General features: G+C 35.7%; 6 protein-coding genes and 1 pseudogene. 1 reads left to right on the top strand and 6 read right to left on the bottom strand.

The window, feature by feature from the left end:
- Positions 1 to 45 precede the first annotated feature (45 nt).
- Positions 46 to 387, top strand: a pseudogene (gene tnpA / locus RYK16_RS08285) (IS200/IS605 family transposase); the annotation flags it as partial.
- Positions 388 to 505: 118 nt separating this feature from the next.
- Here the strand turns inward: tnpA and RYK16_RS08280 are convergent.
- The 6 genes from RYK16_RS08280 to rpmH all read right to left on the bottom strand — a co-directional run bounded on the left by RYK16_RS08280 (position 506) and on the right by rpmH (position 4,768).
- Entirely contained in the window at positions 506 to 1,429 is a 924-nt protein-coding gene (locus tag RYK16_RS08280; RefSeq protein ID WP_314851780.1) for a 2-dehydropantoate 2-reductase, read from the bottom strand.
- A 14-nt stretch (positions 1,430 to 1,443) separates the two neighbouring features.
- Positions 1,444 to 2,505, bottom strand: a complete 1,062-nt coding sequence (locus RYK16_RS08275) for a PTS sugar transporter subunit IIC (RefSeq protein WP_298664512.1) — start codon at positions 2,503 to 2,505, stop codon at positions 1,444 to 1,446.
- 182 nt (positions 2,506 to 2,687) lie between these two features.
- A complete protein-coding gene (gene jag / locus RYK16_RS08270) occupies positions 2,688 to 3,329 on the bottom strand; it encodes an RNA-binding cell elongation regulator Jag/EloR (protein WP_314851779.1) in 642 nt (213 codons plus the stop codon).
- Complete coding sequence (locus RYK16_RS08265) at positions 3,329 to 4,237, bottom strand: YidC/Oxa1 family membrane protein insertase (RefSeq protein ID WP_314851778.1); 909 nt, start codon at positions 4,235 to 4,237, stop codon at positions 3,329 to 3,331. Before RYK16_RS08265 ends, jag begins: the two co-directional genes overlap by 1 nt.
- A 20-nt stretch (positions 4,238 to 4,257) precedes the next feature.
- The gene (gene rnpA / locus RYK16_RS08260; RefSeq protein WP_294206467.1) at positions 4,258 to 4,590 is read right to left on the bottom strand and encodes a ribonuclease P protein component; all 333 of its coding nucleotides are present in this window, start codon (positions 4,588 to 4,590) and stop codon (positions 4,258 to 4,260) included.
- A gap of 43 nt (positions 4,591 to 4,633) precedes the next feature.
- Positions 4,634 to 4,768, bottom strand: coding sequence for a 50S ribosomal protein L34 (rpmH, locus tag RYK16_RS08255; RefSeq protein WP_006525253.1), 135 nt, complete (start codon positions 4,766 to 4,768; stop codon positions 4,634 to 4,636).
- Between the last annotated feature and the right edge of the window lie 185 nt (positions 4,769 to 4,953).

Genomic DNA, 4,953 nt, shown 5'->3' with positions numbered 1-4,953 from the left:
GTATATTCAATTTAGTCAACTATATAGGTCAAATTGAATATACCAGGAGGGATATTGAGACAGCTATGTGCATATAAAGATGTAGAAATCATAGAAGCACATGCAATGAGAGACCATATACATATGTTGGTAAAGATACCGCCAAAGATTGCAGTATCAAGTTTCATGGGATACTTGAAGGGCAAATCATCATTGATGATATTCGAAAAACATGCAAATTTAAAATATAAATATGGCAATCGAAACTTTTGGGCGAAGGGCTACTATGTAAGTACGGTAGGACTGAATACGAAGGTAGTAGAAGAGTATATCCGAAATCAAGAAAAAGAAGATATGATACAGGATAATCTAAGTAAAAAAGAATATGTAGACCCTTTTAAAGGGTAGGCCATAGTGTGCAAACACGGTTGTCAGTCTTTTACACAAGACCCTTAAGGGTCGAAGTGTGGTAAAGGCCCTTATAGGGTAGCCTAAAAACCGCACGTTATACGTGCGGATTGTTATTTTACTTAATTTTTAATACATGTTCTTTGGCATGAATTAAATCTGTAATCATATGGCAATATGGAGTAGCAATACCTAAGGCATCACCCTTCTTAGCAACTGCACCATTGATATAGTCAATCTCAGTTGGACGGTGATTTTGAATGAGATCTTGATGCATCGATGGATAATGTGCTGCAGCTGCTACTGATGTCTTCATAACATAATCTTTAATAGCTTGTTCATCTAGCTTAACGCCTGTAGCTTCACCTACCATTACAAATTCATGAATAATTGTATCTACAACGCGAATAGCTTCTTCACTTGCGAAGAATTCACCAATTGTACAATCAAGTAATGCACAAGTAGAGTTCATTGTGCCATTGACACAAGCCTTACGCCAGATAGATGGTAATACATCTTCATCATAGGTAACGTTTAGACCTGCTTGATTTAATACTTCAACAATCTTCTTAGCAGCCTCTTCACCACTCTTATCGATTGATTGTAAGTTCACAGAACCTTTACCGATGAGTTTTGCGACACCTGGACCCTTTAATCCAGCTGTCCATACAGTAACACCCATTAAGATATTTTCTTCTGGAATATACTGTTTAATGATATCTTCATGACCTAAGCCATTCAACAAACAAAGTACTTTTGTATTCTTACCAATAATCTGTTTGATGTTTTGTAACATTGTTGGTAACTGCATAGCCTTTGTAAATAAGATAATTAATTCAGCTTCTTTTGTAGCTTCTGTTGGTTCCATGATTGTCATCTTGACACAATCTTCTGTATCACCAACAATCTTTAAACCATCATTTTTAATTGCTTGGATATGATCTTTCCACATATCCAATAAAATGACCTCATTTCCTGCTTTATGTAATTGATAGCCAAAACGGCAACCCATTGCACCTGCACCTGCGATATAAACAAACATTTTGTTTTCCTCCTTTATCCTTTAAATGTAAAGATTTCTTTCTTATAAAGATGTAATACATCGCAACAAACTTTATTTACGATAAATCCAACGACAAATGGCACAACAATCCAAGCAACTAACATAATTACTACATTGATATTACCTGCGTTGAGTGCTGCTAATGGAGATACAAGACCTACAAATCCAAATCCTGCAGATGCTGGAGTTCCTACCATCTGGAAGATAGGAACACTGAGAGAACTGATTGCGGCTGTAATGGCAACTGGCAAACCAATAATAGGATTTGTTAAGAAGTTTGGCATCATCATCTTCATTGCACCTAAACTAATGGCGATAGGAACACCAGGTTTATTGACTCTTGCGCATGCCCATACAAGTAAGGCAGCAGCAGAAGCTACACCCATACCTGCAGCAGCAGATGAAATACCAGTCAAACCAATTGCTAAACCAATCGCAACGGTAGAAAGTGGACTAATGATAATAAGTGAGAATGACATTGCAATTAAGATACTCATCAAAATTGGTTGTAATGTTGTAAATGAATTGATTCCCTGTCCAATCAGAGAAGTAATCATTGAAACGTATGGAAGTGTTAAAGTACCTACCCAACCAACTCCGGTTCCAACAATAATTGGGAGGAATACAAGGTTAAGAGAACCTAATTTAGCACTAATCAAACGAATTACAATAATTGCTAGAGCTGCTGTTAACATTGTGTTAATAACATCACCAATACCTGCTAAACGGAAGATGTTAGTAACATTTCCATCCATTGTAACTTCTACAAATTTCCAAGCTCCAGATCCGATATAGGCAGCGCCACCTACACAAGAGGATTGAATTGGATTCAGTTTAAACTGCATCGAAATTAAATAACCTGCCATTAAAGGTGTGAAGTACTGGAATACTTGAACAATGTGTAACCAATTGGCAAATAATGGATTTGAAGCGAATGGTTTTAAGAATGTTGCGAGAATTGCGTTAGGAATTAACGCTACAACAATTGCGATTGTTGCGCCATTTAAGACTTTTAAAATGAATGAACCTACTGTCTCCTTTTGCGTTTCAGACATAGAAATTTATCTCCTTTTTTAAATGAATTATATGGAATTATCATAGGTATTACCGGTAAATACTTGTGATTAATTTCACTAATATAATTATAAACCTATCACTTTTTTCAAACAAGTAATATATATTTCATTTTATAAAATTTTATATACGACAATAAAAAAGAATTCCATTTAAGGAATTCTTATTCAGACATATTTGGAATTTCTTCCTGAGGTTCATCAGCGACATAACGAATGCAGATGTGTCTGTAACTACCTTCACCCTCTGATTCTGTCTTGATGTTGTGCCAATCACCTAATACCTTATGAATCACTTTTCGTTCATCATTTGGCATTGGATCAAGTTCTACATCAACCTTTGAACGTTGTACTTGTTTTGCGATACGCTTTGCCATTGAACGAATCTTGTAATAGCGCTCTTCTTTGTAGTGGTTGATATCAATCAATACGTCGATACGCTTTTCAAATTCAGAGTTAACAGCAGCACGTAATACTGTATTAAATGCAGCTAATGTCTTACCCATCTTACCAATGAGAATAGCATTGTTATCGGAATTTAGATTGATAACATAACTATCATCTAGTTCTTCTAAAGCAACTTCAATATCTAAATCAATGTGTGTAAAGAATTCACCTAAGTAATCAAAGATAAATTCCTTAACATCTTCAGCACAGAATACCTTTGCGGATACAGAATTACCAATTCCTAATAATCCCTTTTTTTCTTCCACAACAGTATATTCTAATTCATCGATTGTAACTCCCTTTTCTTCAGCAGCGTTTTGTAGAAGTTCTTCAAGTGTTTTTGCAGTATAGATTTGCATTATCTTAAGCCTTCTTTCTGTGAATTGTTCTCCATGATATTCTGGACAATAATTGTCTTAATAATATCTACGATGTTACGGATGAACCAGAATAATGACATACCTGATTGCCACATTAAACCGAATGCAAGTACCATAACAATCATGTACATCTGCATCATCATGTTCTGGTTATTTGTAGGTTCTGGCTTACGGTGATGTTTCTCAGCTTCAGCAGCAGCCTTCTTCTTTTGGAAGTACATTGGTAATAATACTAATACTACCTGTGTAACAGCCATTAATAAGAATAAGATGATGTATGGTAATCCACTAAGATCACCTTTAAATAATAAACCAAATGCTTCACTAGGCTTAACCTGTAAGTTCATTCCTAAGAATGTACCATTTACAATAGCTGATGCACGTTGAATAGCCATGAACATAGCCATGATGATAGGTAACTGAATAAACTGTACTAACATCATAGAACCAGGGTTAACGTCATACTTCTTCATTAACTGCTGTTGTTCTTGCGCCATACGCATCTTAGATGCTTGATCGTCACGGCCTTCATACTTACGTTGAATCTTGTTTAATTCAGGCTGTAACATCTGCATTCTTTGCATACCCATCTGGGATTTTAATGTAAAGACTGCAAGTAAACCATTTACAACCGCAGTAACGATAGCGATTGCACCACCAACTGTGATGACTGGTGCTAATTTGTTTAATACCCAGCTAAGTGGCCAAACAAATAAGGCATTAAACCAGTTTTCAGTTTGGAAGATTTCTCCAAATGTTGTGCTTTCAGAAATCAAAATAATGTGTCCGTTAGCATCCTTTGGAGCTGTACAACCTGTAGCTGTCACTACGATTGTCACAATTGCCATTAAGGCAAGTAGTTTCTTTGTACGAGGGGTAAACTTCATATTTTCTCCTTATGTTTCAACTATTTAATTTTAGCCTTAATTAATAGTTTTTCCAAGTTATTTTTATTCTCCTCATAGCTAAGAGAAGAATAGCTAAAGCGGATAATTAAGACCATGTCTTGTTTTGTATTTTGAAAATCAATTAATTCATGACACATCATACGAACCTGACGTTTATATAGATTGCGATGTACGGCATTACCTAGCTTCTTAGAAACAGAAACACCAATGCGTGCTTCATCACCCTCTTTAGGTCCGTAATATATGACAAATGATTGATTTACAATCTTTGTCCCCTTTTTAATCATGGATTGGAATTCTTCCGCTTTTTTAATTCGATTCTTTACTTTCATCTCTAACCTCTACAGTAAGAAAAAAACCACCAATGGTGGCTTCTTAAGCAGATAAGACCTTTCTTCCCTTAGCTCTACGTCTGTTGATAACTTTACGTCCACCCACAGTAGCCATACGGGCTCTAAAGCCGTGTGTAGCTTTATTCTTTTTCTTGCTTGGTTGGTATGTTCTCTTCATTCATGCCACCTCCAAATTACTATATATTGAACATATGCTCATAAATAATACTTTTTGAAGTGAAAAATGTCAACGCTAGAATGAAAATAGATGAAAAAGAATTATAGAAAATTTCACACAAATAAAAAACGGCGCTCTAAAATTACTTGGGGTTGGGGTACCACAATGAGAAATCTTGGGGTACC

The organism is uncultured Solobacterium sp. (assembly GCF_963550625.1).
Lineage (GTDB): Bacteria > Bacillota_I > Bacilli_A > Erysipelotrichales > Erysipelotrichaceae > Bulleidia.
This window is presented reverse-complemented; position numbering and strand designations above follow the sequence as displayed.